At 36.1% G+C, this 25916-nt stretch carries 23 protein-coding genes; 15 read left to right on the forward strand and 8 right to left on the reverse strand.

Annotated features, from left to right (window positions below; genetic code table 11):
* Window positions 1-84: 84 nt before the first annotated feature.
* Window positions 85-1476: an aldehyde dehydrogenase gene (locus QN089_RS02830; protein WP_068455345.1), complete on the forward strand. Its 1392-nt coding sequence runs from the start codon at window positions 85-87 to the stop codon at window positions 1474-1476.
* A 319-nt stretch (window positions 1477-1795) separates the two neighbouring features.
* On the opposite strand, the gene QN089_RS02835 is transcribed toward QN089_RS02830, so the two are convergent.
* Entirely contained in the window at window positions 1796-3388 is a 1593-nt protein-coding gene (locus tag QN089_RS02835) for a two-component system sensor histidine kinase NtrB (protein WP_082701466.1), read from the reverse strand.
* Window positions 3389-3498: 110 nt separating this feature from the next.
* Between QN089_RS02835 and QN089_RS02840 the strand changes: the two genes are divergently transcribed.
* The 8 genes from QN089_RS02840 to QN089_RS02875 all read left to right on the forward strand — a co-directional run bounded on the left by QN089_RS02840 (window position 3499) and on the right by QN089_RS02875 (window position 13397).
* A complete protein-coding gene (locus QN089_RS02840; RefSeq protein WP_285215924.1) occupies window positions 3499-4563 on the forward strand; it encodes a M42 family metallopeptidase in 1065 nt (354 codons plus the stop codon).
* Window position 4564: 1 nt separating this feature from the next.
* Window positions 4565-6037, forward strand: coding sequence for a UDP-N-acetylmuramoyl-L-alanyl-D-glutamate--2,6-diaminopimelate ligase (locus QN089_RS02845; protein WP_068455339.1), 1473 nt, complete (start codon window positions 4565-4567; stop codon window positions 6035-6037).
* 161 nt (window positions 6038-6198) lie between these two features.
* Window positions 6199-6597, forward strand: coding sequence for an IS200/IS605 family transposase (gene tnpA / locus QN089_RS02850; RefSeq protein WP_141274422.1), 399 nt, complete (start codon window positions 6199-6201; stop codon window positions 6595-6597).
* Window positions 6597-7685 carry an IS200/IS605 family element RNA-guided endonuclease TnpB gene (tnpB, locus tag QN089_RS02855; protein WP_141274421.1) on the forward strand — a complete coding sequence of 363 codons (1089 nt, stop codon included), beginning with the start codon at window positions 6597-6599 and terminating at the stop codon, window positions 7683-7685. Before tnpA ends, tnpB begins: the two co-directional genes overlap by 1 nt.
* Window positions 7686-7976: 291 nt before the next feature.
* Window positions 7977-9551 carry a peptide chain release factor 3 gene (locus tag QN089_RS02860; RefSeq protein ID WP_068455336.1) on the forward strand — a complete coding sequence of 525 codons (1575 nt, stop codon included), beginning with the start codon at window positions 7977-7979 and terminating at the stop codon, window positions 9549-9551.
* A 216-nt stretch (window positions 9552-9767) separates the two neighbouring features.
* On the forward strand, window positions 9768-10064 hold the full coding sequence (locus QN089_RS02865; protein ID WP_068455333.1) for an ArsR/SmtB family transcription factor: 297 nt from the start codon (window positions 9768-9770) through the stop codon (window positions 10062-10064).
* 13 nt (window positions 10065-10077) lie between these two features.
* On the forward strand, window positions 10078-11373 hold the full coding sequence (locus QN089_RS02870; protein ID WP_285215925.1) for an arsenic transporter: 1296 nt from the start codon (window positions 10078-10080) through the stop codon (window positions 11371-11373).
* Between the two features lie 218 nt (window positions 11374-11591).
* The gene (locus tag QN089_RS02875; protein ID WP_285215926.1) at window positions 11592-13397 is read left to right on the forward strand and encodes a sensor domain-containing diguanylate cyclase; all 1806 of its coding nucleotides are present in this window, start codon (window positions 11592-11594) and stop codon (window positions 13395-13397) included.
* Window positions 13398-13458: 61 nt separating this feature from the next.
* On the opposite strand, the gene QN089_RS02880 is transcribed toward QN089_RS02875, so the two are convergent.
* The 4 genes from QN089_RS02880 to QN089_RS02895 are packed head-to-tail and all read right to left on the reverse strand — an operon-like array spanning window position 13459 to window position 17262.
* On the reverse strand, window positions 13459-14529 hold the full coding sequence (locus QN089_RS02880) for a sulfate/molybdate ABC transporter ATP-binding protein (RefSeq protein WP_285215927.1): 1071 nt from the start codon (window positions 14527-14529) through the stop codon (window positions 13459-13461).
* Window positions 14526-15398 (reverse strand): sulfate ABC transporter permease subunit CysW, encoded by an 873-nt coding sequence (gene cysW, locus QN089_RS02885; RefSeq protein ID WP_285215928.1) that lies wholly within the window; start codon window positions 15396-15398, stop codon window positions 14526-14528. Before cysW ends, QN089_RS02880 begins: the two co-directional genes overlap by 4 nt.
* 1 nt (window position 15399) lies before the next feature.
* Complete coding sequence (gene cysT, locus QN089_RS02890) at window positions 15400-16245, reverse strand: sulfate ABC transporter permease subunit CysT (protein WP_285215929.1); 846 nt, start codon at window positions 16243-16245, stop codon at window positions 15400-15402.
* Window positions 16246-16260: 15 nt separating this feature from the next.
* Window positions 16261-17262 carry a sulfate ABC transporter substrate-binding protein gene (locus QN089_RS02895; RefSeq protein WP_068455317.1) on the reverse strand — a complete coding sequence of 334 codons (1002 nt, stop codon included), beginning with the start codon at window positions 17260-17262 and terminating at the stop codon, window positions 16261-16263.
* A gap of 275 nt (window positions 17263-17537) precedes the next feature.
* Here QN089_RS02895 and QN089_RS02900 point away from each other — a divergent pair, with 275 nt between their 5' ends.
* The 5 genes from QN089_RS02900 (at window position 17538) to QN089_RS02920 (ending at window position 22512) form a co-directional block, all read left to right on the forward strand.
* Entirely contained in the window at window positions 17538-18230 is a 693-nt protein-coding gene (locus QN089_RS02900; protein ID WP_068455315.1) for a phosphoadenylyl-sulfate reductase, read from the forward strand.
* Window positions 18231-18242: 12 nt separating this feature from the next.
* Window positions 18243-19361 (forward strand): sulfate adenylyltransferase, encoded by a 1119-nt coding sequence (gene sat, locus QN089_RS02905; RefSeq protein ID WP_285215930.1) that lies wholly within the window; start codon window positions 18243-18245, stop codon window positions 19359-19361.
* Window positions 19358-19942, forward strand: a complete 585-nt coding sequence (cysC, locus tag QN089_RS02910; RefSeq protein WP_068455309.1) for an adenylyl-sulfate kinase — start codon at window positions 19358-19360, stop codon at window positions 19940-19942. Before sat ends, cysC begins: the two co-directional genes overlap by 4 nt.
* 239 nt (window positions 19943-20181) lie before the next feature.
* Entirely contained in the window at window positions 20182-20949 is a 768-nt protein-coding gene (locus QN089_RS02915; RefSeq protein ID WP_068455306.1) for a TerC family protein, read from the forward strand.
* Between the two features lie 210 nt (window positions 20950-21159).
* Window positions 21160-22512, forward strand: coding sequence for a TrkH family potassium uptake protein (locus tag QN089_RS02920; RefSeq protein WP_285216409.1), 1353 nt, complete (start codon window positions 21160-21162; stop codon window positions 22510-22512).
* Between the two features lie 56 nt (window positions 22513-22568).
* Here QN089_RS02920 and QN089_RS02925 read toward each other — a convergent pair whose 3' ends face one another.
* Entirely contained in the window at window positions 22569-24326 is a 1758-nt protein-coding gene (locus tag QN089_RS02925; protein ID WP_068455300.1) for a B12-binding domain-containing radical SAM protein, read from the reverse strand.
* A 166-nt stretch (window positions 24327-24492) separates the two neighbouring features.
* On the opposite strand from QN089_RS02925, the gene QN089_RS02930 reads away from it, so the two are divergent.
* Window positions 24493-24939 (forward strand): MarR family winged helix-turn-helix transcriptional regulator, encoded by a 447-nt coding sequence (locus QN089_RS02930; protein ID WP_068455297.1) that lies wholly within the window; start codon window positions 24493-24495, stop codon window positions 24937-24939.
* A 67-nt stretch (window positions 24940-25006) separates the two neighbouring features.
* Here the strand turns inward: QN089_RS02930 and QN089_RS02935 are convergent, their stop codons facing one another.
* Window positions 25007-25618 carry a CPBP family intramembrane glutamic endopeptidase gene (locus QN089_RS02935; RefSeq protein ID WP_285215931.1) on the reverse strand — a complete coding sequence of 204 codons (612 nt, stop codon included), beginning with the start codon at window positions 25616-25618 and terminating at the stop codon, window positions 25007-25009.
* Between the two features lie 70 nt (window positions 25619-25688).
* Window positions 25689-25880, reverse strand: coding sequence for a YkvS family protein (locus QN089_RS02940; RefSeq protein ID WP_068455291.1), 192 nt, complete (start codon window positions 25878-25880; stop codon window positions 25689-25691).
* Between the last annotated feature and the right edge of the window lie 36 nt (window positions 25881-25916).

Below are 25916 nucleotides of genomic sequence, written 5' to 3' on the forward strand. Positions count from 1 at the left end.
CCAAATTCGTGAACATTGAAGCAATAACTTATACAATGATATACTAAAACCACATATTTTAGGAAATTAAAGGAGGAAATGAGAATGACCAATGTAACAGCAGAAGAAATCCATCAAATCATTCAAAAGCAAAATACTTATTATAGTTCAGGAGAAACTAGAACGCTGGCTTTTCGAAAACAGCAATTAAAGGCATTAAAAGCGAGTATTTCAAAATACGAAAAAGAAATCAAACAAGCGTTGTATAAGGATTTACGTAAGAGTGAATTTGAAGCTTTTACAACAGAGATTGGCATTATTTATTCGAGTATTAGTCATGCTTTGAAGTATTTAGAAGAATGGATGCATCCAGTTAGTGTTCCAACACCTGTTCAATTTCAGCCAGGTAAAAGTATGATTGTTCATGATCCATATGGTGTTACATTAATTATTGGTCCATTCAACTATCCGTTCCAACTTGTAATGGAACCACTAATTGGTGCAATCATTGGTGGGAATACAGCTGTTGTGAAGCCATCGGAATCAGCAGTAGAGACATGTAAGATTATTCGCACGATTTTAGAAGAAACATTTAGACCAGAATATATCGCGGTTGTAGAAGGGGAAAAAGAGGAGACGAATGCACTGATTCATGCACCGTTTGATTTTATCTTCTTTACAGGAAGTGTAGCTGTTGGGAAAATTGTAGCGAAGGCAGCTGCGAATCGTTTAACACCACATGTTCTTGAACTTGGCGGTAAGAGCCCTGTAATTGTTGATCAAACAGCAAATTTAGAAGTGGCAGCAAAACGTGTCGTATGGGGTAAATTCGTCAATGCAGGTCAGACATGTATCGCACCAGATTATGTTTTTGTTCATGAGTCCGTAAAAGCGCCTTTCATTCGTCAAATTAAAAAAGTATTAAGTAAATTTTATGGTTCAAATCCACAACAAAGTAAAGATTTTGGTCGTATTATTAATACACGTCAGTTTGACCGATTAAATGGTTTATTACAACAACATCGTAGTGACATTTTATTCGGCGGTGAAACAGATCGCGAAGATTTATATATGGCACCAACAATTTTACAAGATATCACATGGGATTCTCCAATTATGCAAGACGAAATTTTCGGCCCGATTTTGCCAATTCTTGTTTATACAGATTTAACACATCTCATACATCAAATTAATCGTCGACCTAAACCATTAGCTGCTTATTTCTTCTCTGAAACTGAAAAAGCGATTCAATATTTCTTAGATGAATTAGCATTTGGTGGTGGCTGTATTAATGAAACCATTATGCACGTTGCATCGTGGCACCTTCCGTTCGGTGGTGTTGGCGAATCAGGTGTTGGGAATTATCATGGTAAGGCTAGTTTTGAAGCATTTACCCATCAAAAATCAGTACTAAAACGTTCATCTAAATTAGCAAATAACTTGTTGTATCCACCATATAAACAAAAAGCAACACTCGTAAAAACTATTTTAAGATAAAAAATCGAGCCTGGGACAGAACAAAATAATATGTTTCAAATACGAATAATCAAATCAATTGAACGCGTAGAAAACGACTCCTGCGAGAATAGCGTGAGCTAAAAACCCCACAGGAATGAAGTGACGAGGAGTTTGAAGCCGTGCCCGAACGCTACGTAATGTAGTGGGGCAGGGTTTGCAACAGGACGTTGCGTTCTTTTCTTACCTACCTCTATTCATTTTTCGAAGCGAAAATTGATCTGAATGAACAAATCCCGTATGATTTTTCGAATCATACGGGATTTGTTATGTTGAAAATACTTTTGTCTCAGGCTCTTTTTTATACTTCGTTTTGTTGTGCGAGCGGTAATGTAATCGTAATGGTCGTTCCGAAATCTGGTTCACTGGTTACATGAATCTTTCCCTTATGTTCTTGAATAATATCATAAGTTACCATCATGCCAATACCATTCCCTTGATCTTTTGTTGTAAAGAAGGGTTCGAACATTTTTTCAACGGTTTCTTTGGACATACCACAACCGCTATCAGAGATGACAAGTTGTACAGATTGTTCTTCAATGATGCTGCTTGAAACGATTATATTCCCATTTGTACCAATAGCCTCTAAAGCATTTTTAAAAATATTAATAAATACTTGACGCAATTTATTTGGATAGCCATGGATAACAGCAGGTTGATCGTTCAAGTGAGATTCTAAATCAATTTCATTGGCATGCATATTTGGTTTAAAGAATAATAGCATAGCTCTTAAAATTTCTTGTACGTCAAAAACTTCTTTTTCAGTATCTGTTTTTTCACGAGCTAAAATTAAGAATTCATTAATGATTAAATCAATTCGCTTAATTTCTTCGTCAATTAAGCCATAAAAGTAGGCATGTGGAGAATCTTTATCTTGTTGCATCATCTGCGTAAAGCCTGAAATAACCGTTAATGGATTTCTGATTTCATGTGCTACAGTTGCAGCCATGCCTTGAGCAAAATCGAGCTTTTCAGATTGTACGAGCAATCTCTCAGCTTCTTTACGATAAGAAATATCACGCGTAATAACAGATGTAGCGATAATTTCACCATCATGGTTGAAAATCGGAGATAATGTCACTTCCGCATCAAATAATGTACCATCTCGACGCATATCAACAGTTTCGAGTAAATCAAAACTTTCACCATTCAGCATGCGTGCCATTCGATCGCGTGATTCTTCAAATTGTCCTGTTGGTACCATTGGCAGTTGTTTACCAATACACTCATTCATATCCCAACCGTATAACTTTTCAAAAGCAGGATTAACTGCAATAACGTCATTATTCAAATCAAATACAGCCATACTATCTTTTGCATTTTCAAAAAATAGTTTTAAATACCCTTCTTTTGATAAGAATTCCTGTTCTATTTGATCGTTTTTTGTTTCGATATTTCGGTAAGAAATACTAAAATAGTACCCTTGAATAAGGCTTGTCGCACATAAAAATGCGAGTATAATCAATAATACAACTAAATTCGTTTGTCCGAATGTTTCCATTAGTGTTGGATATTGTGCATATATCAACCAACCTATTTCAGCTGCAAAGACGACCATAATCGCCGCATTCAAGTAGGCTGATTGATAAATTGAGACAATAAAAAGTCCTAAAACTGGTAGAATACATGAGTAAATATTTTGAGATTCATAAATTGTATGTACGAGTAGAACATTAATTGTCATAACAATAAAGCCGCAAACGACTAAATCGTTCACGCGAAGTTGATAAAGTAAATACGCTGTGGCGCAAAGCATGAGAGAGAGCCAGGGAAAGCTATGAAGCCCCTTAGCAAATCCAGTTGCCATTAGAACCGTATATAGAAAAATACTTGTCATAATAATAAATAACACAATTTTATTCCGTTTACGTAAACTAGAAGTAGTGTGCTTCATATGAAAAAACACCTCGAATCGATTAATACATCTATCATACAGTATTTGACGGTGTCGGAAAATGTCATATTCTGATATTATGGAATAAATATAAGAGGGGGCTTTCTAAATTGAGTATTTTTAATGAGACTGAAACAATTGCTTTACTAGAAAAACTAACGAACACACCGAGCCCTACTGGGTACACGAAAAAAATCATGCAAGTGATGGCGACAATTTTCGACGAAATCGGTGTTCCTTATACACGAACGAATAAAGGCGCATTAATTGTGACACTGAAAGGTGAGAACGATGAACGTCATCGTTTATTAACAGCACATACAGATACACTAGGTGCTATGGTAAAAGAAGTGAAGTCTTCAGGTCGCTTATCTTTATCGATGATTGGCGGATTTAATTGGAATGCAGTAGAAGGTGAGTATTGTACAATTCATACAGCGTCTGGCGAAGAAATTCGTGGAACGATTTTAATGCACGAAACATCTGTACACGTATATCGCGGTGCAAGTAGTTTACCACGCGATGAAAAACATATCGAAGTACGTGTAGATGCTAGAGTGAAAAATGCAGACGATACGCGCACACTTGGAATTGAAGTAGGTGACTTTGTCTCATTCGACAATCGTTTTGAACAAACAGATACAGGCTTCATTAAAACACGTCATTTAGATGATAAAGCGAGTACGACATTATTAATTGAACTGGTAAAGTATGTACATCAAAAACAAATCACATTACCTTATACAACACATATTTATATTTCAAATAATGAAGAAATTGGTTATGGTGGTAATTCAAATATTCCAGAAAAAACAGTCGAGTACATTGCAGTTGATATGGGGGCAATTGGTGACGGGCAACAAACAGATGAATACACAGTATCCATCTGCGCAAAAGACTCGAGTGGCCCTTATCACTATGAATTAACACAACAACTTGTGCGACTTGCAAAAGCAAATCAAATTGATTATAAGCTAGACATTTACCCTTATTATGGATCAGATGCCTCGGCTGCGATTAAAGCAGGGGCAGATGTTCGTCATGCTTTATTCGGTGCAGGTATTGAATCTTCTCATGCCTATGAGCGAACGCATATGGATTCTTTACGTCATACAGCAGATTTACTTTATGCATATGTGATGTCGCCAATGGTAGATGAAGAGGAGGAAGCATAATATGCAAGCAACACAATTATTACAATGTTTACCGATTAAAAAAATTATCGGAACATTACCAGAAAATATTAAAGATATTGCCATCGATTCACGCAATGTACAAGATAAAACCATTTTTATCTGTATTAAAGGTTACACAGTCGATGCACATGATTTTGCACAACAAGCAGTGGATCAAGGTGCAACAATTGTTGTAGTCGATCATGTACTTGATTTAACAGGGGATGTCGCACAAGTCGTTGTAGAAGACACAAGTCGCGCACTTGGTTTACTCGCAGCAAAATTCTTCGATTATCCTTCAAAAGATTTAACGATGTTTGGTGTAACAGGTACAAATGGTAAAACGTCTGTTGCGACAATGATTCAAAATGTTTTACAAGGACTAGGTGTACGTTCAGCACTATCTGGCACAATCGGTTTTAACTTGAATGGTGTTATGTACGATTCAGCGAATACAACAAGTGATGCATTGACAACACAACAAATGATTTTCCGTGCTAAAGCAGAAGGTTGTCGTGGCATGATTATGGAAGTATCTTCACATGGACTTGTATTAGGTCGTTTAGCAGGCGTTGAATTCGACGTTGCAATCTTTACAAATTTAACGCATGATCATCTAGATTTCCACGGTACAATGGAAAACTACGGTAACGCCAAAGGAATGTTATTCTCTCAACTTGGACAAGACCTTGAAAAAGATAAACATGCCGTATTAAATTCAGATGATCCATGGTCTAAAACATATGCTGGGTTAACACCTTATCCAATCTGGACATATGCGATTCATGATGACAACGCTGTATTCCAAGGATTAAATATTAAATACCATGATGAACATACAGAGTTCGATATGAAAACACCAGAAGGTACAAAACACGTCGAATTGAAGTTACTTGGTGAATTCAATGTTTACAATATGTTAGCCGCAACAGCAGCTCTTTATTGTAAAGGTTACGCATTAGATGATATTATTCAACAATTTGAACATATGATGCCGATTAAAGGACGCATGCAAAAAATTGAGACAGGCAAACTACCAATTTCAATTTTTGTCGATTATGCACATACGCCAGATGCAATTGAAAAAGCGATTACAGCAGCTATGCCATACAAAGAGAAAAAATTAATTTTTGTCATCGGTACAGGCGGTAATCGTGATAAATCAAAACGTCCAGACATGGCACGCATGGCTTCAATGGCTGATTACGTTATTTTAACAACGGATGATCCACGCTATGAAGCATATGATTCAATTGTAGGTGATTTAGAAAAAGGTATGACACATGATAACTATGCATGTATTGGTGACCGCGCAGAAGCAGTTCGCCATGCAGTAGAAATTGCGGAACCAGGTGATTTAATTTTATTCGCTGGTAAAGGTCATGAAGATTATCAAATTATTGAAGATACAAAGTATCCACATAGCGATGCAGAAATTGCGCTGATTGCAGCAAAAGAAAAATTCGGTATGTAAGATTCAAAAGAAGTTGTGGTTGAAATAAGCCACAACTTCTTTTTTAACCTAATTGTGCGAAATTCTCCCACTTCTAAAGTGGGAGATGGATAGCACTTGACGACAGTCAACGATAGAAGTACAGTATAATCAGTAGTAAAGGATAGAAAGTAGGAATATCAATGGATTTAGACACTAATAACCATTCAGTATTCAAGTTATCATATCACTTAGTATTGGTTATAAAATATCGTAGAAAAGTAATTGATGATGATATATCCAATAGATTAAAGGAAATATTTGAGTATATTTCACCTAAGTATAATGTAACTTTAGAAGAATGGAATCACGATAAAGACCATGTTCACTTACTATTCAGAGGTACACCAAATACAGAAATATCTAAATTCCTTAATGCTTATAAGTCTGCAAGTAGTAGACTTATAAAAAAGGAATATCCATCTATAAGAAAACAGTTATGGAAAGAATATTTTTGGAGTAGAAGTTATTGCTTACTAACTGCTGGTGGAGCACCTATTGAAGTAGTAAGAAAATATATTGAAAAACAGGGGGTGAGATAATGCTTAAAGCCTATAAGTATAGGATATATCCAACAAGTGAACAAAGATTATATCTTGCTAAAGTCTTTGGTTGTACTAGATTTATCTATAATAAAATGTTAGCAGATAGAATTAAATCTTATGAAGAAAATAAAGATTTAGATAATAAAGCTATGAAATACCCTACACCTGCTCAATACAAGAAAGAATATGAGTGGTTAAAAGAAGTAGATAGTTTAGCTTTAGCTAATGCACAAATGAATTTAGATAAAGCATATAAAAACTTCTTTAGAGATAAGTCCATAGGATTTCCTAAATTCAAGTCTAAAAAAACGAATAGATTTAGTTATACAACTAATAATCAAAAGGGAACTATTCGGATAGATGGGAGATATGTAAAAATACCTAAGTTAAAATCTAAGATAAAAATAGTTTTGCATAGGCAATTCAAAGGATTGATTAAATCTGCAACTATATCTAAAACACCAAGCAATCAATACTATATTTCAATATTAGTAGATACTGAAAATAGTCAACTACCAAAGAATGATAATAAAATAGGCATTGACCTTGGGTTAAAGGAATTTGCTATATGTTCCAATGGCGATAGATATGACAACCCTAAAAATCTTAGAAAATCTGAAAAGAAATTAGCTAAATTACAAAAGGATTTGAGCAGAAAAACTAAAGGAAGTAATAACAGATATAAAGCAAGATTAAAGGTTGCTAAACTACATCAAAAAATAGCCAATCAACGTAAAGACTTTCTACACAAATTATCAACTAAAATTATTAGCGATAACCAAGTAATAGTTTTAGAAGATTTGAGAGTTAAAAATATGCTAAAAAATCATAAATTAGCTAAGGCAATAAGTGAAGTTAGTTGGGCTGAATTTAGGATAATGTTAGAATATAAAGCATCTTGGCAAGGTAGAAAAATAGTTATTGCTCCATCTAACTATGCTAGTAGTCAACTTTGTTCAGAATGTGGTTATAAAAATAGTGATGTAAAAAATCTAGCACTTAGAAAATGGACTTGTCCCGAATGTGGCGCAATCCACGACAGAGATATAAATGCGAGCATAAATCTACTGAAATTAGCCCTATAATTTTGGTAATAACTTGAGGTAGGGACTACCTTATTAGCTTGGGTAAACTTGTACCATTGGGTATATTGACCAAGAAGCTCCCACTTCTATAAGTGGAGAGTAGTTCACTTCGATGTGCTTTTACTTTAGGGGTTTTTCTCATATGATAATTTTGATATAATTGTAAGGTTAGAAACGTAAATAATGAACGAATCATATACAAACTCATAGGTAAGGAACGGTGATACCCGATGTAGACAAACCTTCAACCAACCATTTATGAAAATATATGATAGTAGAAGGAGCAAAATAATGAGCACAACATTAGAACAAGAAATTTTATCACGTCGTACCTTTGCGATTATCTCCCACCCCGATGCTGGTAAAACAACAATTACAGAAAAACTTTTATACTTTGGTGGTGCGATTCGCGATGCCGGTACAGTAAAAGGTAAAAAATCAGGTAAATTCGCAACATCTGACTGGATGGAAATCGAAAAACAACGTGGTATTTCGGTTACATCATCTGTTATGCAATTTGATTATGCAGATTGCCGTATCAACATCTTAGATACACCTGGACACCAAGATTTCTCAGAAGATACGTATCGTACATTAATGGCTGTAGATAGTGCGGTCATGGTTGTCGATGCTGCAAAAGGGATTGAGGAACAAACGAAGAAGTTATTCCAAGTATGTCGTATGCGTGGTATTCCAATCTTCACATTCATTAATAAATTAGACCGTCAAGGTAAAGAACCACTAGAATTAATGGAAGAATTAGAAGAAGTATTAGGCATTCAAACATATGCGATGAATTGGCCAATCGGTATGGGTAAAGAGTTCTTAGGGATTTATGACCGCTACAATAATCGTATTGAACAATTCCGTACGGAAGAAGAAGATCGCTTCATTCCTTTAAATGCAGAAGGTGGAATAGATGTTGAGAACGATATGACAAAAACATCTTACTACACACAAGCTTTAGACGATATTTTACTTTTAGATGAAGCTGGTAATGACTTCTCTGAAGAAGCGATTGCAAAAGGTCAATTAACACCTGTATTCTTCGGTTCAGCTTTAACAAACTTCGGAGTGCAAACATTCCTTGAAACGTACTTAAAGTTTGCGCCAGGTCCACAACCACGTTTGACAGAACAAGAAACAATTGTAGAACCAACAGATGAAGAATTCTCAGGATTCGTATTCAAAATCCAAGCAAATATGAACCCAGCTCACCGCGACCGTATCGCATTCGTTCGTATCGTATCAGGTAAATTTACGCGTGGTATGAACGTAATGATGACACGTACAGCAAAATCATTCAAAGTGACACAGGCGACAACGTTCTTAGCAGACGACCGTGAAACAGCGGATGAAGCTGTAGCGGGTGATATTATCGGTTTATATGATACAGGTAACTACCAAATTGGGGATACAATTGTCGGCGGAAAAAAGAAATTCCAGTTTGAAAAACTACCACAATTCACACCTGAATTATTCGTACGTGTAACGGCGAAAAACGTTATGAAGCAAAAGCACTTCCATAAAGGTATTGAGCAATTAGTACAAGAAGGTGCGATTCAATACTACAAAACATTACACACAGAAGATACAATTCTTGGTGCAGTTGGTCAATTACAATTTGAAGTATTTGAAAATCGTATGAAGAATGAGTATAACGTAGATGTGGTTATGCAACCAATCGGTTCGAAAATTGCCCGTTGGATTGAAAATGAAGAAGACGTAAAAGACTCAATGACAGGTCCACGTAGTATGCTTGTAAATGATCGTTTTGGTAATAAGGTATTCTTATTCGAAAATGAATTTGCAATGCGTTGGTTCAATGATAAATATCCAGAAATTCGTTTATATAGCTTACTATAAGATGAAACAGGCTGGGACAAAACAAGTCACCTCCCTTTTTTAGCGTTCGCAACGAAAAACTGGAATCGCGCTATAGCGCGGTTCCAGTTTTTCTTATGCTCATGTGGGATGTGTTTTTTTGCACTTATGTCCCAACCTGTTTTTTGATTGAATCTCTTTTAAAAAGTAGATTTTTCATATAATATATAAGTTGATGCTTATATAAGGAGGGGTTAGATGAATCAAGACCAACTCATTCAACAGCTAAAGGCAGTAAGCGATGCCAATCGTTTAAAATTACTCGCCGCTTTAAAAAATGGAGAATGTTGTGTTTGTGATTTTGTACCATTACTACAAATTTCACAACCTGCTGTCAGTCAGCAATTGAAAAAACTAAAAGACGCATCTATTATTCAAGAGCGAAAAGAAGGAGCATGGCGCTACTATCGTTTAGTAGATTCATTATCACCTGTCATACAAGCTGTACTAGATGAATTAGAACCTATTACGATTCCATCATCGTGTTCAAAATAGGTAGGAGGAAATTATGTTTGATTTTTGGATTGCTTTACTATTATTTATCGTGACATTATTTTTTGTCATTGTTCAACCACGTAATATAGGGATTGGCTGGTCAGCTTGTGCCGGTGCAGCAATTGCTTTTTTATTAGGCATTGTGAATATGGAGGACTTTAAGTCGGTTGTCGGTATTACGTGGAATGCAACACTTGCATTTATCGGTATTATTATGATTTCAATCATTCTTGACGAAATCGGTGTTTTTGAATGGTCAGCGCGTCATATGGCAAAGCTGGCTCGTGGTCATGGTATTCGCATGTATATCTACATTTGTTTACTTGGTGCAGTTGTTGCCGCATTTTTTGCGAATGACGGAGCAGCTCTTATTTTGACACCAATCGTTTTAGCGATGGTGCGTAATTTGAATTTTAAAGAAAAAATGATTTTCCCGTTTATTATCGCAAGTGGTTTTATTGCAGATATGACGTCATTACCCTTTGTTATTAGTAACTTAGTAAACATTGTTGCCGCAGATTATTTTTCAATTGGTTTTGCAGAATATGCACTTCATATGATTATTCCGAACCTTTTTTCACTACTTGCAACAATCATCATTTTACTATGGTATTTTAAAAAGGCGATTCCGCGTACATATGATGCAACGCAAATTTCAGAACCAAAAGATGCGATTCGTCATCAATCCCTTTTTAAACAATCATGGTGGATGTCACTATTATTATTAATTGGTTACTTCTCGAGTGAATGGACAGGTATTCCTGTGTCATTTATTGTTTTAGCAGTTGCATTCATTATGTTGGTTCAAATGAAGATGTATCGATTCTCAAGTCCAACAAAAGTAATTAAAATGGCTCCTTGGAATATTGTATTCTTTTCGATTGGAATGTATTTAGTCGTGTATGGACTAGGGAGCGCAGGAATGACACATGGCGTTGCAACATGGATTCAGTGGTTAGCAGATCAAGGATTATTCGTCGCAACAATTGGTATGGGATTCTTATCGGCTATTTTATCAGCAATTATGAATAATTTACCAACTGTTATGATTCAGTCATTAGCAATTCAAGAAGTGAATACGACACCTGTTATTCGAGATACACTCATTTATGCGAATGTAATTGGCTCAGACTTAGGCCCAAAAATGACACCAATCGGTTCACTTGCAACATTGGTTTGGCTTCATGTTTTGTCACTTAAAGGGATTCAAATCTCTTGGATTCGTTACATAAAGATTGGGTTTATTTGTACAATCCCAATTCTACTTGTAACATTACTGGGACTGTATATTACAATGAAGTTATTTTAAAAATCATCCTTTTCAAGGGTGGTTTTTTTGTTTTATTTTTAATACATAAAAATGAAAAATATTACCGTATAATTGAAGAAAATAGTGATAAAATACTTAATAAACGAAAAAAAATTTCAAAATGAACTGAAAAAATACACTTTTCAACCGATGTATGTTTCGTAGGGGATTATTAACATATTAATAAAAATAAATAGATATGAACTGGAGGGCACTGCGTGAATTACAGATGGCTATATGCTATTTTTTTAATCTGTTTCATATTCTTAATCGATCCTTCATCTGCCAGTAGTTCTGAAAAAGAAGTACACGATTTAAATTTGAATACATATTTGGCACAACAAAATAAGGCATCTTTGGAAGGTGATTGGAGGTATATAGAAGGTATTCGTACGCCAAATGAGATGGAACAGGCGTATATGGTATTGCCAACTACAAAAATTCCAATTGAATTCAGTCGATTATTTAATCGAGACGATGCTTCTGCAACATTTTCTACATATATCAAGATTCCAAGCCGTTTTGTAGGACAACTAATGGCAATCGAAATTCCTTATGAATATAGTGCATATCGTTTATTCATCGGAAATCAAGAAATCGCTAAAAAAGGTAAAGTAGCAACAGATTTACGTTATCACGAAAGTCAAATTGTACCAGCAATCGGTTATTTCACACCGCAGAGTACAACCATTTTTGTGACAATGCAAGTTTCAAATGATGGTTTAATAAGAGGCGGATTTGTTGAAAATCTTTCGCTAGGAACAGCTAAAGCAATTTCGACAGGTATTACAACAAAAGTATTCATCCATACATTATTAATTGGTTGTATTCTAATTGTTGGGATTTTTATGATTTTCATCGGAGCATATCATGTTTATACACATAGTTTATACATATTTGGGGTGTTTTGCATATCCATCGCATTACGTGCATTATTTGGTGTACCATTCATCTATGCTATTTTATGGCCGAATTTTGATTGGTTATGGGCGATTAAAGCAGAGTATGCATTGACCTGTTTATCTACTTTCTTCTTTGTATGGTTAGTTTATAATATTTCTAATAAATTATTTAATCCGCTTATTTTTTATATGACACAATCCGTTGTTGTAATCGTCTTAATATGTGTATTGTTTTTATCTCCTGTTATTTTCCAAAAAACTTTTTTCTATGCTTTTTTAATTACCATTCCACTTTTCGCATATATGGGATGGATTTTGATTCAATCTACACGTATGAAAAATGATTTAGCGATGAATAACTTAATCGGTATTGTCCTTGTGTGTCTTGCTGTATTAATTGATTTTTTCAATGGATTAGGTGTTTTGCATCTTCCGCCGCTCAGTTTTGCTGCAACAGCTTTTTATGTCATCATTCAAATGTTCTTTTTAAGTAAACAATTTTCGGTTGAAGTCACAGGTCGTTTGCAACTAAACGAGCAACTTCAGCAGTTGAATCATTTGTTAGACGAAAAGATTTATGAACGTACAAAAGAGTTAGAAGAAGCAAATGAACGTTTACGTGAACTAGCAAATCGTGATGGGCTAACGCAAGTGTATAATCGACATTATTTTAATGAATATATGAAAAAAACATTTGCGGAAGTAATTAAAGAACATGCTTCGCTCTCCATGTTAATTTTGGATGTGGATGATTTTAAAAAGTACAATGATTTTTACGGACACATTGAAGGCGATCAATTATTGCAATATCTTGCAAGTGAAATGTCTAAAGTCGTACCCAAAGAAGGCGTCCTAGCACGCTATGGAGGAGAAGAATTCGCCATCGTGCTACCGAACTATTCAAACGAACAAGCTACAGCGATTGCAGAAAAGTTAAAATCTCGTATTGAGCATCAGCATTTACAACATGCTGCGAGTGACTATGGATTTATTACAGTGAGTATTGGGGTCGCAACACATGAATGTAAAACACAATATGCAACTGTGAACGAATTAATTAACGCAGCCGATCAAAATTTATATATCGGTAAAAATACAGGTAAAAATAAAGTAGTCTATTAAAAAAATCCAAATGGATGATGTGTCGGTATTTTACCGATTACTCAAACATTTGGATTTTTTATTAGATTGAAAAGTCTTCAGGCACAAATACTTTTAATTGTTTTGGATGGATGTAGACTGTATCACCTTTTTCAATGGCAAGTTGATTGAAGAATTCTTTTGTAATTTCTGCTTCTAAATAGTCATTCGTATCAGGTCGATGTAATTCAATATGAATTGTCGCACCAATTGGATGAATATGTAGGACAGTTGCTTTTACTGTATTCGGTCTTACTTCTTTTTCAATTGCGACATCATGTGGACGAACATAACCAACTGTTTCTTGTTCGGAATCAAGGTTAGCCCCTGGAACTTTGAATGAGAAGTCGCCATTAATGAGTTCGCCTTTTCGTAATCTTCCTTTAAAGAGGTTCACATTTCCCAGGAAATCATAAACGAACGGTGAAGCAGGATTTTCATATACTTCAACAGGGGAACCGATTTGTTCAATACGACCTTCATTCATAATAACAATCCGATCGGCTACATCAAGTGCTTCCTCTTGGTCATGTGTTACAAAAATAGAGGTAATATGATAGTCATTGTGCAGTTTTCGTAGCCATCTACGCAAATCTTTTCTTACTTTCGCATCGAGTGCGCCAAATGGTTCATCGAGTAGTAACACTTTTGGTTCGACTGCAAGTGCGCGTGCAAGAGCGACACGTTGGCGCTGACCTCCTGACAATTGTGAGGGGTAGCGTTTAGCAAAATGTTCTAATTTAACAAGCGAGAGTAACTCGATTACCTTATCCTCGATTTCTTTTTTAGATGGACGTAGTTTTTTCGGTCTTACTTTTAAACCATATGCGACATTATCAAAAACAGTCATATGGTTAAATAAAGCATAATGTTGGAATACAAAACCGATATTTCGTTCTTTCGCGCTAAGATGTACAACTTCTTTTTGGTCGAATAGAATCGTTCCTTCATCTAACGTTTCAAGCCCAGCGATAATTCGAAGAAGGCTTGTTTTCCCAGAACCAGATGGACCTAATAAAGCGACTAATTCACCAGGTTGAATCGATAGTGAAATTTTTTGTAGTGCATGGTACTGTCCGAAATGTTTATCAATTTCTCTTAACTCAATACTCATTTAGAAACCTCCTTCGTACGCCATTCGATGATATTTTTTGCGATGATTGTTGCGAGTGCGAGTAGCGACATGAGTGATGCCACCGCAAATGCTGCTGTAAATTGGTATTCGTTATATAAAACTTCGATGTGTAGGGGCATCGTATTCGTTAAGCCGCGAATGTGACCAGATACAACGGATACTGCACCAAATTCACCAATGACACGCGCGTTACATAGAATCACACCATATAATAAGCCCCACTTAATTTTCGGAAGTGTAATACGCATAAAGGTTTGAAAACCATTTGCACCAAGTGAATGTGAAGCTTCTTCTTCTGACTGCCCTTGTGCCTGCATAAGTGGAATGAGTTCACGCGCAACAAAAGGAACCGTCACGAACAATGTCGCTAAAATAATGCCAGGTAGTGCGAAAATAATAAAGATATCTCGCTCAAGCAACCATTCACCGAATAATCCTTGTGCGCCGAATAATAAGACGAAAATTAAACCGGCGATCACAGGTGACACAGCAAAGGGTAAATCGATGAGCGTTAAAAGCATATTTTTACCTTTAAAATGATATTTTGAAATAAGCCATGCACTCAGTACACCGAATAATGTATTCAATGGTACAACAATTAATACGACAAGGAATGTCAGTCGAATAGCAGAAAGCGCCTCGCTATTCGTAATGGATGCTAAATAGACATCTACACCTTTTTGAAAAGCTGTCATAAAAATCGTGACAAGCGGTAATAATAAGAAAAGAGATAAAAAAAGTACACTAATCGTAATTAATGAGCGGCGAATCCACTTCGGTTCACTCGTAGGTGAATCTATCTTCACTTTTGGTAAAGTATGTGGTTGTTCGAGTACGTTCTCTGTCATATTATGCACCTACTCTCTTTGTATATTTACGTTGAATGAGCCATTGAATGATATTCATCGTGAGTAAAAAGAAGAATGAACCAATTAGCATAACCGAAGCAATGGCAGTCGCTCCTACATAATCATATTGTTCTAATTTTGTCATGATGAATAATGGTGTAATCTCTGTATTCATCGGCATATTACCAGCGATAAAAACAACCGAACCATATTCACCTAATGCACGCGCAAAAGCCAAAGTAAAGCCTGTCATAATTGCTGGAATAAGTGTAGGGAAGATGACGTGACGAATCGTCTGCATACGATTTGCACCAAGACTAGCTGAAGCTTCTTCTTCCTCAATACGAAAGCTTTCAAGTACAGGCTGAACTGTACGAACAACAAAAGGCAGTCCAATAAACGTAAGAGCAATCATAATACCAAGTGGTGTGAAAGCAATTTTGAAATCGAAAAATTGACCAATCCATCCATTGGGTGCATAAAGAGCTGTTAGCGCAATCCCCGCAACAGCTGTTGGTAATGCGAAAGGTAAATCAACAAGCCCGTCCATTAAAGACTTAAGCGGAAATGTATAGCGAACAAGAACCCATGCAATAATCGTACCGAAAACGACATTGATAAGCGCTGCCACAAGTGATGCACCAATCGTTAACTTATAGGAGGCGACGGCACGCGGATCTGAAATAATCGTCCAAAATTCTCCCCATGTCAATTGAAGCGAATGCAGAAGAATCATCGATAACGGTAATAAAATTAATAAACTAACATAAAAGATTGTGAAGCCGAATGAGAGTTTAAAACCCGGAAGTCGAAAAGCTTTTTGTTTTTTTGCTGTAAGTGAAGCCATTTAATCACCACTTTCTTATTGATAAATTTTGTCGAATAAACCACCGTCTTGGAAATGTGTTTTTTGTGCTTTTTGCCAACCACCAAAGTCTTCAATCGTAACAAGTTGAAGTGGTGGGAATTGTTTTTCATATTGCTTTAAAATTTCTGGGTCACGAGGTCGATAGAAATTTTTTGCTGCAATTTCTTGACCTTCTTTTGTATACAAGAATTTTAAATAAGCAGTTGCGACTTTTTCCGTACCACGCTTTTTCGCATTTTTTGTGACAACTGTAACAGGTGGTTCCGCCAAAATACTAAGAGAAGGAGTAATGATTTCGAATTCATCTGCACCTAACTCTTTTAATGACAAGTAGGCTTCATTTTCCCACGTGATGAGTACATCACCGATGCCACGCTCTACAAAAGTCGTAGTGGACCCGCGTGCTCCTGAATCAAGTACGTCGACATTCCCATACAGTTTTTGCATGAACTCAAATGGTGTTAATTTTGTTTCTTGCTCATGTTTTTCTGCGTATGCATAAGCTGCTAAGTAATTCCAACGCGCCCCACCCGATGTTTTAGGGTTCGGTGTGACAACGGAAACGTCTGGGCGAATTAAATCAGACCAGTCTTGAATTTTTTTTGGATTATCTTTTCGGACTAAGAAGACAATCGTCGATGTGTAAGGAGCCGAATGGTCAGGGAGCGCACTTTGCCAATTTGGTGAAATGAGTTCGCGATGTTTTGTCAGTTCATCAATATCATAAGCAAGTGCAAGCGTGACAACATCTGCTCGAATCCCGTCGATAACTGCCCGTCCTTGTTTACCAGAACCTCCATGCGATTGCTGAATAGTTACAGTTTGTCCTGTTTTTTCTTTCCATTCTTTCGCAAATGCTGTATTGATTCCTTGATATAGTTCGCGTGTTGGATCGTAGGAAACGTTTAACAATTGAATTTCTTTTTCCGAAGCTTTTGAAGAACAACCTGCTAATAAGAGGATTGTAAGAATCAAAAGCAAACTCTTTCTTTTCATGTATAAATCCCTCCTTCAAAAAAAAACTGAAAACTGCACACGAATACCACCGTGTACAGCCTTCAGTTTGTCTGATCAGCTAACTTTGTTAGTTATACGATAAACACATATTCCCTATAAGTCAACTAAGAATTTACAAAAACCTATTTTATTTATCGGAATTACATGATATACTCCAATTAAGAAAAGCTAACCAGAAAACTGGAGGCGATTCAACCTAACTAGCACATAGTAGGTTGAATCGCCTTTTTGTTTACTAGAAAGGAGTGTTCTACATGACACAAGCCGAAATAACACCGCCCCTATTTTCAAAAGATACAGATACAAAAGGGGCATTGGAAGTTTTAGAGTGGGCATACGAAACATATGGTGACAAATTAGTTTATGCATGTAGTTTTGGTATTGAAGGGATTGTCCTCATTCATTTAATTGCACAAGTAAAACCAGATGCAAAAATTGTTTTCCTTGATACAGACCTTCATTTCAAAGAAACATATGAAACGATTGAACGTACAAAAGAACGTTATCCAACATTACAAATTGAATTGAAAAAACCAACACTGACATTGGAACAACAAGCGAATGAGTATGGGGATGAATTATGGAAAACTGCACCAAATCAATGCTGCAATATCCGTAAAATTGAACCATTACAAGAAGTATTACAAGCTTCTGATGCATGGATTTCAGGTTTGCGCCGCGAACAATCTGAAACGCGTGCTAAAACAGAGTTTGTAAATGATGATCCTCGTTTTAAATCAACCAAAATTTGTCCGCTTATTCATTGGACATGGAAAGATGTTTGGCGCTATGTATCCAAATATGATTTACCATACAACATACTGCATGACCAAGGTTATCCATCAATTGGTTGTGAAAAGTGTACAGTTCCAGCCTTTACAATGGATGATTTACGTTCAGGAAGATGGCAGGGCAAAGGAAAAACAGAGTGTGGATTACACGGATAGGGGAGAAAAAATATGACTTTAGTAAATCGTTATAATGAAAAATATCAAACAGCACATACACAACATACAATTGAATTAGATGCCATCGCGTTAAGTGATTTAGAATTAATCGGCATTGGTGGCTATAGCCCAATTGAAGGTTTTTTAAATGAAGAAGACTACCAATCGGTTGTGAAGAATATTCGTTTAGCAGATGGTACAGTATGGAGTATTCCAATTACACTACCAATTTCAGATGAGCAAGCGAAAACATTACAAGTTGGTGATGAGGCGAAACTGGTATATCAAGGTGAAACATATGGCGCGATTGAGATTGCTTCGATTTATGTACCGAATAAAGAAGAAGAAGCGCGTCATGTATATGGAACAGATGATCAAAACCACCCTGGTGTTCGTAAGTTATTTGAACGTCCAGCTGTATATGTAGGAGGACCTGTCGTTTTAACGAAGCGTCAGCAACCTGCTTTTGCAGATTATACGTTTACACCAGCTGAGACACGTGCAATTTTTGCAGAGAAAGGCTGGAAGACAGTCGTTGGATTCCAAACGCGTAATCCTGTCCACCGTGCGCATGAATATATTCAAAAAGCAGCACTTGAAACAATCGACGGTCTGTTTTTAAATCCACTTGTCGGTGAAACAAAATCAGATGATGTTTCCGCTACGATTCGTATGGAGAGTTATGAAGTATTGTTAGAGAAATACTATCCAGCAAATCGTGTACAATTAGGTATTTTCCCAGCTGCGATGCGTTATGCTGGACCACGTGAAGCAATTTTCCATGCGCTTGTACGTAAAAATTATGGTTGTACACATTTCATTGTAGGACGCGATCATGCGGGTGTAGGTGATTATTATGGCACGTATGATGCACAAATTATCTTTGAACAATTTACAAATGATGAATTAGGTATTACACCGCTGAAATTTGAACATAGCTTCTACTGCTCGGCATGTGAAGGAATGGCAACAACAAAAACATGTCCTCATGATGCAAAAGACCATATTATTTTATCAGGAACAAAAGTACGTGAGATGTTGCGCAATGGCATTACACCACCACCGACATTTAGTCGTAAAGAAGTTGTCGAAGTGTTAATTCGTGGTATGAAGCAGGAGGTAGCCGAATGAGCACAAATTTAACATGGCATGAAGCAGCCATTCAAAAAGAAGAACGTCAACAGAAGAACGGATACGAAGGGAAAATTGTATGGTTTACAGGCTTATCAGCTTCAGGTAAATCAACGATTGCCAATGCTTTTTCTCGTCGTTTATTTGATTTGAATCGCCAAGTGTATGTACTTGATGGTGATAATATTCGCCAAGGTTTAAATAGTGATTTAGGTTTTGGTGATGAAGCGCGAAAAGAGAATATTCGTCGTATTGGAGAAGTGGCAAAATTATTTATTGATAGCGGTCAATATGTATTAACTGCATTCATCTCCCCATTTCGAGAAGATCGCCAAACTGTTCGCGACTTAGTAGGTGAAGGCGAGTTTATCGAAGTATATGTCAAGTGTTCAATTGAAGCGTGTGAAGAACGTGACCCGAAAGGACTATATAAGAAGGCACGTAAAAAAGAGATTCCATCATTTACAGGCATCTCATCTCCATACGAAGAACCATTGAATCCTGAGATTGTTCTTAATTCTGAGAAGTATAGTGTAGAGGAATGTGTGGAACAATTGTTAAAAGAGTTAAACATTCGTTAAAAGAAAAATGAGTTTACAGCAAACTTGAAATCCGTTATACTATTCCTATAAACAAACGAATAAGACTTTGACAGTTGTCAAAGGGGAGTAGCTATAGAACGATTTTTGTTCTACACTTGTAGTCGTCAATACATGGTCAAAAGCCATCGGTTACAAGGGCATCTAAATTTGCTAAGTGAGACCTTTGCCTATTTTTTAGGCATGGGTCTTTTTTGTTTGTAGCAAAAGGAGGAACCTATATGGAAATATTATTAGAGTACGGTTGGGTATTACTTGTACTTGTCGGTTTAGAAGGATTACTTGCGGCTGATAACGCGGTTGTTATGGCAGTTATGGTAAAACACTTACCGCTAGCTCAGAGAAAGAAAGCTTTATTCTACGGATTACTTGGAGCATTCGTATTCCGTTTCTTAGCGTTATTCATGATTACATTAATTGTCGACTGGTGGTTCGTACAAGCAGCAGGTGCAGCTTACTTACTATTTATCTCAATTAAGCACATTTATGACTCGAAGAAGAAAAAAGATCCAGAAGATGAAGCGGCTAAGAAGCCGAAAAAACAATCTGGTTTCTGGATGACCGTTGTAAAAGTTGAAGCAGCAGATATCGCGTTCGCAATTGATTCGATGTTAGCAGCAGTTGCTTTAGCTGTTACATTACCAGCTTTAGGTGATTTCACAATTGGTGGAATCAACGGTGGTCAGTTCATCGTCATGTTCCTTGGTGGTGTAATCGGTCTTGTCATCATGCGATTTGCAGCACAATGGTTCGTTAAAATTCTTGAAAAATATCCACAACTTGAAACAGCAGCGTTTGTTATCGTTGGTTGGGTTGGTGTAAAATTAACAGTTATGACACTTGCACATCCAAACGTACAAATTTTAGATGAGCACTTCCCACACTCTACTGCTTGGAAATTAATTTTCTGGACAGTATTAGTCGGAATCGCAGTTGTTGGTTACATTACAGGTGTACGTGGTGCGAAAAAGCAAGACCACACATCGTAATACAGAAATACTGGATAAGAGGTTGGGTGCATTCCTAGCCTCTTTTCTTTTTGATAGGATATAAACGATATATAAAAGGGTATAAGATGTTAAAATACGGAAAAATAGGATAAATAAAAAAGTTTTCTAACCAAATAAAGTGCGTTACAATAGGTAGTTGTAAAATTGATTTAAAATATAGAGGATTATGAATAGAGAGGATCGATGAAAATGGGCACTGCGAAAGACATTAGTAAACGCTCAACACCGTTCCAAGCAATCGTGTCATATTATTTTATTGCTATTGCAATATCATTCGTATTACTTATTTTGCCTGGCGTACATAAAGAAGGCGTACATGTTTCCTTATTAGATAGCTTATTTACAGCGGTGAGTGCTGTAAGTGTAACAGGTCTGACAGTATTCAATATTAGTGAGACTTACACAACGTTTGGAATCGTCATGCTACTCGTCGTACTACAATTAGGCGCAATCGGTATTATGTCGCTTGGTACATTCGTTTGGTTAATTGTCGGTAAGAAAATTGGTCTGCGCGAACGTCAATTAATTATGGTTGACCACAACCAATATAATTTATCAGGCGTTGTTAATTTAATTAAAGAGATTATTAAAAACTTATTTGTCATCGAATTAGTAGGAGCACTTATTTTAACACTGTATTTTTTACAGTATTATGATACTTTTTTAAAAGCGTTATTACACGGGGTCTTTGCTGCTGTATCAGCTACAACAAATGGTGGATTTGATATTACGGGAGAGTCACTAGCACCGTATGCAGATGACTATTTTGTACAAACGATTAATATGATTTTAATTACACTTGGTGCGATTGGTTTCCCTGTACTAATCGAAGTGAAATATTTCTTAATGAATAAAGACCCGAAAAAATTCCGTTTTTCTTTATTCACAAAAATTACAACAACAACGTATGCTATTTTATTTTTAGTCGGTACATTTGTCATTTTAATTGTCGAGGCATTTAATTCATTTAAAGATATGTCATGGCATAAAATGCTGTTCTCAAGTATGTTCCATTCCGTATCCACGCGTTCAGCTGGTTTAACAACGCTCGATGTTGCGCAGTTTACGGATACAACGAATATCTTTTTAAGTTTGATGATGTTCATTGGTGCGTCCCCAAGCTCTGTTGGTGGGGGGATTCGAACAACGACTTTTGCTATCGCTGTACTATTCCTCATTAACTTTGCACGTGGAAAAGACGACATTCAAGTATTTGGGCGTGAGATTTATACAATTGATGTATTTCGCTCCTATGTTGTTATTATTTTAGCGACAACGATGGTGCTTGTATCTACGATGATTTTATTATTAACAGAGAAAAATGCGACATTACTGCAAATCATTTTTGAAATTACATCTGCGTTCGGTACGTGTGGTATGTCTCTAGGCATTACGAGCGACCTCTCTTCACCAGGTAAAGTCATTATTATGATTCTCATGTTCGTTGGACGTGTCGGCTTAATTTCATTCCTATACTCATTAGGTGGTAAGAGTGAAAAACCGAAATATCACTATCCAAAAGAACGCGTTATTATCGGTTAATGAAAAAAGCATAAAAAAGACAATCTACACATTAAACTGTGGATTGTCTTTTTTTGTTACATTGAATGGATAGCATCTTTCACAACTTTAGAAAATAGTGGTGTACCATCTTTTTGGAATGTTGTTACTAAGTAGCCTTTTTCTTTTGTTACATGTGCTTGTTCAAGCGAATCGATTGAAATATTAAATGGCAAAATGAAGGTATGTTTAAACAATTCCTTTTCATTTAAACCGAGTGCAACAAAGGCATCTCCTGCAATTTCAGGTCGTTCTTTTAGTTGCGCATAAATCATTTTTAATTCATCTTTTTCAATCGCTTGTTCCCACCAAGGTTTACGAGGTTGGAATTTTTGTGTTGATAAATAATCATATTGCATAATTTGCTTCACAATCGGTAGTTTCGGCTCATTACGTGATTCTAAGAACTGTAATAAACGTTTAAATAAATCTTCTAACTGATGACCGATTTTCGACCAGCCCTGTTCATCCCAATACGTACCGAATTGTTGGAAGAAGTCGAATGGTGTTTCGAATACATGTGTGACTAAATATTCGAGTGTACGATCCATACGATGATCATTCCAATACTTCTCTAAAATATCCTCGGTCTGTTTGATTCGTAAAATATCATCGAAGTCGAGTACATTATTCGCGAAGATTTCGTATGGAGCCATATCGACATATTCGTAGCCGTATTGTTCAGCCTGTAAACGAAGACCAGTCCCACGAAGTAACTTTAAGAAGCCAAGTTGTAATTCTTCAGGACGCATCGCAAATACATCATTGAATGTTTTACGGAAACTATTGTAATCTTCTTCAGGTAAGCCAGCGATTAAATCTAAATGTTGGTCGATTTTTCCGCCTTCTTTTACCATTGTGACAGTACGCGCTAACTTTTCAAAGTTTTGGCGACGTTTTACTAAATCATTCGTTTCATCATTCGTCGATTGTACACCAATCTCAAAACGGAATAATCCAGCTGGTGCATTTTCGTTTAAGAATTGAATGACTTCAGGGCGCATAATGTCCGCTGTAATCTCAAACTGGAATACAACACCTGGTTGATGTTCATCAATTAAGAACTGGAAAATATCCATTGCATAACTACGACTAATGTTAAATGTACGGTCAACGAATTTAATCGTACGAACGCCTTGGTCCATTAAATAGCGAATATCGTCTTTGATTTTTTCGCGATTAAAATAACGAACGCCTACTTCAATAGAAGAAAGACAAAATTGACAGCTAAAAGGACAGCCACGAGATGTCTCAACATAAGCAATTCGTTTTGGAATTTCTGCGCGGTCTTCTTCAAAGCGGAAAATACTTGGTAGCTCACGTAAATCAATCTTTGGAGGCTGTGCGTGGATTTTCATTTTGCCATCTTGTAAATAACAAATACCCGGTACATCTTCTAATGGAATGTCACCGTTTAGATAATGTAGTAACTGTTTAAAGGAATGTTCACCTTCGCCCATAATAATGAAGTCCACAAGTCCATCTAAGCGATGTAACCAGTCATGAACATCATAGGATACTTCAGGTCCACCTAAAATAATTTTTGTATGTGGACTCACTTTACGCAACATACGGATGACACGTATTGTTTCTTCAATGTTCCAAATGTAACAACTGAAGCCGACAACGTCAGGTTTTTTTTGAAAAATATCAGATACGATATTGAACGATGGATCTTTAATTGTAAATTCAGCAAGAGCAGGATCAAACTCAGGCTGTGCATACGCTTTTAAATAGCGGATTGCGGTGTTAGTATGAATGTACTTTGCATTCAATGTTGCTAATAGAATATTCAATTAGAACTCCCCTTCTAAAAAGAATATGTTAATTGTAACAGTGAAAAGGTCATACAACAAATGAATCTTTTAAGAAATAAATTGTGTGAAAATATCGTATTTTGACAATCAAATCGCTAAACAGATATAATGAATGAAATGAAATGTAAGAAAAGGATGAGAGACGATGGCTTCTGAGGAAATAAAGCAGTCTTTAAAGTTATATATTGTGCTATCGCGCGCACATAAGGCAATTAACGAAGTAACGAATCAATTTTTTCAAGAGAATAAATTAAATCCGACAGAATTCGCAGTGTTAGAGCTGTTATATCATAAAGGACGTCAACCACTCCAAGTGATTGGACAGAAAATTTTACTTGCAAGTGGCTCAATTACATATGTTGTCGACAAGTTAGAGAAGCGTGGCTACATTACACGAACTGCTTGTCCATCCGATCGTCGCATTACATATGCAGACATTACAAGTGAGGGCGAAGTATTCATGGCAGAATTATTCCCACGCCATGAACAGCAGCTACATGAGTTGACGAATGGCTTATCAAGCGAGGAAAAAGAACAAGCGATTCAACTATTGAAAAAATTAGGATTGTCGATTAAAGATTTATCTTATTAATCATAAAAAGCTGATGAGTCATAAGAATAGACTCTCAGCTTTTTATTTTAAATAATGTTTAAAGAAATTAAGTGAGTGGGAATAAAAGGAAAAGGAAGATTACCATTGTTATATGTGCAATGAAAACTATCGGTAAACTTTTCAGCCATTCATATAATCCTCCGAAAATAATACCCGATAAGAATGCCGCAATGGCTCCTATATAAAAACCACAAATGAGTAAAGGTAATCCAAAATGAATTGTTGATATCAGAACAGCCCATTTTTTTGAGACCATCTTTTTTAATTCTTGCTGTAAATATACACGCCAAATCATTTCTTCCCCTAAAACAATGACAATAAGTAATGCAGCATATTGCCAGATGGCAGTAGGAGAATAGATTTCAAGTAGCTCCTTCACATTTTGAAAAGCAACTGGTGAAATGTATGAGAGTATGTTATAAATACTTATTGCAGTAAAATAGCCAATTACACCAATCGGAATCCCAATGAATAGTGAGCGAAGTAAAGATTGTTTGTTCATCAGATTGCCAAAGAAAAAAGCAAAAATAATTCCAATTCCAAGCAAATTAGTATAACTAAACCAAAAAATGGGTGTATACTGAAAAGAAATAATCATAATGATTAATACAATAAGGGCAAAAAGCGAAAGTGTCGTTTTGTCTGCACGTTGTATCATCTAATCACCTCCAAATAAAAAAACCATTCTTCATGTTAAAAAGAACGGCTTTAGTGTATCATGTAGTTCATTAAAGCGGAACACCTGAGTTTACAATTTTGTAGCGTTTATGATTAATTACTGTTTTTTCTTCTAAATCAAGGTGGCGAAAGTTTTCCATAATCGTTAAATCTACTATAACAGAGTTCTCGTTTACTTTTTCAACTCGTCCTCTTAAACCGTCGTGGAATTCGATGATATTGCCGATATCTGCGATTTTCATTATGCAACATTCCCTTCAATTTCTAATTACTTACAT

The sequence above is a fragment of the Kurthia sp. YJT4 genome (assembly GCF_030219945.1).
Lineage (GTDB): Bacteria > Bacillota > Bacilli > Bacillales_A > Planococcaceae > Kurthia > Kurthia gibsonii.

What these genes read in the sequence shown, in the direction of transcription:
- QN089_RS02865 (WP_068455333.1), top strand. Translation starts at nt 9,768, where the DNA reads ATGAATCAAGACCAACTCATTCAACAGCTAAAGGCAGTAAGCGATGCC.
- cysW (WP_285215928.1), bottom strand. Translation starts at nt 15,398, where the DNA reads ATGACAGAGAACGTACTCGAACAACCACATACTTTACCAAAAGTGAAG.
- QN089_RS02880 (WP_285215927.1), bottom strand. Translation starts at nt 14,529, where the DNA reads ATGAGTATTGAGTTAAGAGAAATTGATAAACATTTCGGACAGTACCAT.
- tnpB (WP_141274421.1), top strand. Translation starts at nt 6,597, where the DNA reads ATGCTTAAAGCCTATAAGTATAGGATATATCCAACAAGTGAACAAAGA.
- cysT (WP_285215929.1), bottom strand. Translation starts at nt 16,245, where the DNA reads ATGGCTTCACTTACAGCAAAAAAACAAAAAGCTTTTCGACTTCCGGGT.
- cysC (WP_068455309.1), top strand. Translation starts at nt 19,358, where the DNA reads ATGAGCACAAATTTAACATGGCATGAAGCAGCCATTCAAAAAGAAGAA.
- QN089_RS02930 (WP_068455297.1), top strand. Translation starts at nt 24,493, where the DNA reads ATGGCTTCTGAGGAAATAAAGCAGTCTTTAAAGTTATATATTGTGCTA.
- QN089_RS02835 (WP_082701466.1), bottom strand. Translation starts at nt 3,388, where the DNA reads ATGAAGCACACTACTTCTAGTTTACGTAAACGGAATAAAATTGTGTTA.
- QN089_RS02920 (WP_285216409.1), top strand. Translation starts at nt 21,160, where the DNA reads ATGGGCACTGCGAAAGACATTAGTAAACGCTCAACACCGTTCCAAGCA.
- QN089_RS02830 (WP_068455345.1), top strand. Translation starts at nt 85, where the DNA reads ATGACCAATGTAACAGCAGAAGAAATCCATCAAATCATTCAAAAGCAA.
- sat (WP_285215930.1), top strand. Translation starts at nt 18,243, where the DNA reads ATGACTTTAGTAAATCGTTATAATGAAAAATATCAAACAGCACATACA.
- QN089_RS02895 (WP_068455317.1), bottom strand. Translation starts at nt 17,262, where the DNA reads ATGAAAAGAAAGAGTTTGCTTTTGATTCTTACAATCCTCTTATTAGCA.
- QN089_RS02845 (WP_068455339.1), top strand. Translation starts at nt 4,565, where the DNA reads ATGCAAGCAACACAATTATTACAATGTTTACCGATTAAAAAAATTATC.
- QN089_RS02860 (WP_068455336.1), top strand. Translation starts at nt 7,977, where the DNA reads ATGAGCACAACATTAGAACAAGAAATTTTATCACGTCGTACCTTTGCG.
- QN089_RS02915 (WP_068455306.1), top strand. Translation starts at nt 20,182, where the DNA reads ATGGAAATATTATTAGAGTACGGTTGGGTATTACTTGTACTTGTCGGT.
- QN089_RS02870 (WP_285215925.1), top strand. Translation starts at nt 10,078, where the DNA reads ATGTTTGATTTTTGGATTGCTTTACTATTATTTATCGTGACATTATTT.
- QN089_RS02935 (WP_285215931.1), bottom strand. Translation starts at nt 25,618, where the DNA reads ATGATACAACGTGCAGACAAAACGACACTTTCGCTTTTTGCCCTTATT.
- QN089_RS02900 (WP_068455315.1), top strand. Translation starts at nt 17,538, where the DNA reads ATGACACAAGCCGAAATAACACCGCCCCTATTTTCAAAAGATACAGAT.
- QN089_RS02940 (WP_068455291.1), bottom strand. Translation starts at nt 25,880, where the DNA reads ATGAAAATCGCAGATATCGGCAATATCATCGAATTCCACGACGGTTTA.
- tnpA (WP_141274422.1), top strand. Translation starts at nt 6,199, where the DNA reads ATGGATTTAGACACTAATAACCATTCAGTATTCAAGTTATCATATCAC.